Origin of the sequence: Acidiphilium sp. (genome assembly GCF_049977125.1) — a bacterium.
Classification (GTDB): Bacteria; Pseudomonadota; Alphaproteobacteria; order Acetobacterales; family Acetobacteraceae; genus Acidiphilium.
Genome location: NZ_JBMFGY010000233.1, coordinates 1 through 3479 on the forward strand (window position 1 = coordinate 1; position 3479 = coordinate 3479).

4 protein-coding genes are annotated in these 3479 nt (G+C 58.3%); all 4 read right to left on the reverse strand.

What is annotated here, in order from left to right; all coding sequences use genetic code 11:
* Window positions 1-1705, reverse strand: a 1705-nt coding sequence (locus ACP5E6_RS17275) for an ATP-binding protein (RefSeq protein WP_427956281.1), incomplete at its 3' end; no start/stop codon positions are given.
* Window positions 1705-2703, reverse strand: coding sequence for an ATP-binding protein (locus tag ACP5E6_RS17280; protein WP_427956284.1), 999 nt, complete (start codon window positions 2701-2703; stop codon window positions 1705-1707). The genes ACP5E6_RS17275 and ACP5E6_RS17280, both read right to left, overlap by 1 nt.
* Before the next feature lie 5 nt (window positions 2704-2708).
* Window positions 2709-3113, reverse strand: coding sequence for an anti-sigma regulatory factor (locus tag ACP5E6_RS17285; RefSeq protein WP_427956286.1), 405 nt, complete (start codon window positions 3111-3113; stop codon window positions 2709-2711).
* On the reverse strand, window positions 3110-3479 hold a 370-nt coding region (locus tag ACP5E6_RS17290; protein WP_427956289.1), incomplete at its 5' end, for an STAS domain-containing protein. The genes ACP5E6_RS17290 and ACP5E6_RS17285, both read right to left, overlap by 4 nt.

Below are 3479 nucleotides of genomic sequence, written 5' to 3' on the forward strand. Positions count from 1 at the left end.
GCCTCGCGGCATCGGCCATCTGCCTGCCGTTCAACCCTCCGGGCAGACCGACATCGCTGATCAGCAAATCGATCCGCGCGTCCGATCGTAAAACTTTCATCCCTTCCGCGCCATCTGCGGCTTCGATCGTGAAGTAGCCGAGATCGTTGAGGGTTTCGGTCACCAGCATACGAATGGCCGGTTCATCATCGACGACCAGAATCGTCTCGCCATGGTTGGCTGGGATCACATGGTTCGGATGTTGTGTCTCGACATCCTCGTCGATCAAGCCGGAGTGCCGCGGGAGATGGATCCGCATGGTGGTGCCCTTGCCGACTTCGGAAGAGATCCTTACCTGGCCGCCCGACTGCTTGGCGAAGCCATAGACCATCGAAAGTCCGAGACCGGTTCCCATTCCCAATGGTTTCGTTGTGAAAAACGGATCGAACACCACCGCGATGACGTCTGGAGACATGCCAATACCAGTGTCGGAAACTGAAATCCCGACATAATGGCCGGGCGTCATGTCGACCAGACGGGCACTTTTCTCGTCGAGTGCAATATTCATGGTCTCGATAGACAATCGTCCTCCATCGGGCATGGCATCACGGGCATTGATACAGAGATTGAGCAGCGCGTTGTCCAGTTGGGATGAATCGCATAGCGTCACCCATAGATCGGGGGCGAGACAGGTTTCAACGGCGATGGCCGGCCCAACGGTACCCTGGATCAGTTCAATCATGCCGGCAACAAGCTTGTTGGCGTCGGTCGGGCGAGGGTCCAGAGTTTGACGCCGCGAAAATGCCAGCAGACGTTGCGTGAGGGCGGCCGCGCGATCTGCAGAATTCTGGGCGATGCCGATATAGCGATCCATGTCCTTCAGGCGTCCCTTCGCTATATTGGACCGGAGCATTTCCAAGCTGCCCGTGATGGCCATCAGAATATTATTGAAATCGTGTGCCAGGCCACCGGTCAGTTGGCCGACCGCTTCCATTTTCAGGCTCTGGCGCAAATTATCCTCGACCAGCAGGCGCGCCGCAGTCGCATCAGCGATGCGCTGTTCAAGCGTGGCGTTCAGTGCCTTTAGATCGGTCGATGCCTGATCGAGTTCGGCATAGAGCGCGACCACCCCCTTGTTGGTGCTTTCGAGTTCCGCGTTCAGACGCGATGTTTCTTCTTCCTGGCTTCTCAACTCGTTAAGGCTTCGTAGCAGATCCTGATTCTGTGCCCTGATTTCAGCGGCCGGATCAACGACCCGGTCTGCCGCGAGCCGTTTCACGACGGCGGCCAGCATGATGGGGGTCAATTCCGGCTCACCCTTCGGCCGCCGCTTGGTAAGAGTGATCGTGGTGCCGCTACCCATTTTGGTTACAATGTCGCATGAATCCATCAAGCGGTGCGTGCCGATGATTCCAAGCCCATACCCGGTCGGACTCTTGAAATGACCCGCAAGAATCGTCTCGATATCACCGATTCCAGGTCCCTGATCGGAGATCCGGATGATGATGGTTTGCTGGCCTACGTTACCGCCCAACGCAAACATCACCTGGCCGTTGCCGGCGTAAATCACGGCATTTCGAGCAATTTCTGAAACAGACGTCGCAATTCGGGTTTGATCGGGGACTTCGAAGCCAAGCAAGGTGGCAATCCGACGAGCACGTTGGCGCACTAGAATGATATCCGTCTCGCAAGTGAGCGCCATAGTCAGTATCGGCCATGAATTCATCAGATATGACCCCGCGCAACCACAATCGTGGCATCGTCGCGCCCCCGATTGAAGTCACGGTATAGCACCCCGGCAATCAGGCTGGGATGGCGATGCGACAGTCCTGGGTAATCGTTTAAATTCCAACTCGTGCCCACTCCATCGGAACAGAGGACGACAAGGGGCGCGCCGGTGAAACCGTAGGTGAAAACCTGAACCCGATTCGTGACATGACCAATGATGCCGTTGTGCGATACCATCCGCCGGGTTGCCGTGCTAGTGATCAACGCACCGGCGACATTCCCGATACCAACAAAATTGACCGTACCAGTTTTGCTGTCGACCTCCGCGACCGCCACCGCCGCACCGCGGGTTGGGCGCAGCGCCGCGTGCATCCGAGCGATCATGACGTCCAAGGGAGGAGCGGGTTCGGCAAGGCAGACAAGCACCGCAGCTTCGCCCGCCTCCGCTGCCAATGGTCCATGGCCGAGCCCATCCGCCACCACAACCAAAAACCCGTCCGCCTGGGGTTTGACCAACCACACATCACCGCAGATGTCTTCGCCAGCGATCGGAACGCTGACCGCACCCCACGTCGTTGGCATCGGTGCTTTCGCACATGATGGCTGCGATGGGTTTAGCCTCGCTAAAATTGCGGTACCTGACCCCACGCGCGTATAGATTTCCGTTGTATTCGCTATGCGCTGTATGGCGCCAAGACCGTTACCCGCACTGCCCGCAGTAGAATGCCCATCGCGGAGCGACTCTTCGATATCGCCGATTCCCGGCCCTCGATCGAGCGCAATGCACTCCACCCCGGACCCGGTGCCATCGTGGTAATCGCCGACAAGCAGCGTGCCCCCTTTGCCGTGCTTGATCAGGTTAGACGCAAGCTCGGTGGCCACGATCGCGACGCGGCCGGCATCGGTCTCACCAAATTCGAGCGCATGAGCGATGGTGACGGCATAGCGACGGGCTTCGGCCACCTGTGAACCATCGTGAACCGCTATGGCGCGCATGACGCCTAAACCCAACGCCCGATGATGACGCGGGTTCCCCGATCTGGATTGGATATGATCTCAAACTCGTTCGCCAGGCGCTTGGCACCACCCAACCCCAGCCCCAAACCACCGCCCGTGCTATAACCATCGGTCATGGCTTGATCGATATCAGGTATCCCGGGTCCGTTGTCGGTAAAGACAATCCGAATCCCGCTCCGCTGCTCGTTCCGCACCATTTCGATCAGCGCCGTGCCTCCAAGCCCATAAACCAGCGTGTTGCGGGCAAGTTCACTGGCCGCAGTGACAATTTTTGTTTGACCGACAAGGCTGAAGCCAAGCTCAACGGCGCAAGCCCGGACAGCTTGGCGCACCCGAATGACGTCTTCGGATCCATTGATCACGACCTCGTGAGACCGCAGAACGATCATTGCCGCGTTCCATCGAGCCGCCTTCCGATCAGAGCCATGCCACGCTCGACGTTCAGCGCGGTTTTAACGCTGGATAGCGAAAGTCCGAGTTCGACCAGCGTAATCGCCACGGCCGGCCGCATCCCGACCACTACGGTTTCGGCACCGAGCAGTTGCGAAACCGCCGCAATATTGTCGAGCATGCGCCCCATGAAAGAGTCGATAATCTCCAGGCCGGAGATATCGATCAACACGCCTTGCGCGCCAGTTGCCGCAATCTTGGCCGACAAATCCTCTTCAAGCGCGACAGCAAGCCGATCATGCATGTCGACCTGCACCGTCACCAGCAACGCTCGCCCCAGTTTCAGGATCGGAATGCGATCCATG

Coding starts and splice junctions, on each gene's coding strand:
- ACP5E6_RS17280 (WP_427956284.1), bottom strand. CDS start 2,703: ATGCGCGCCATAGCGGTTCACGATGGTTCACAGGTGGCCGAAGCCCGT.
- ACP5E6_RS17285 (WP_427956286.1), bottom strand. CDS start 3,113: ATGATCGTTCTGCGGTCTCACGAGGTCGTGATCAATGGATCCGAAGAC.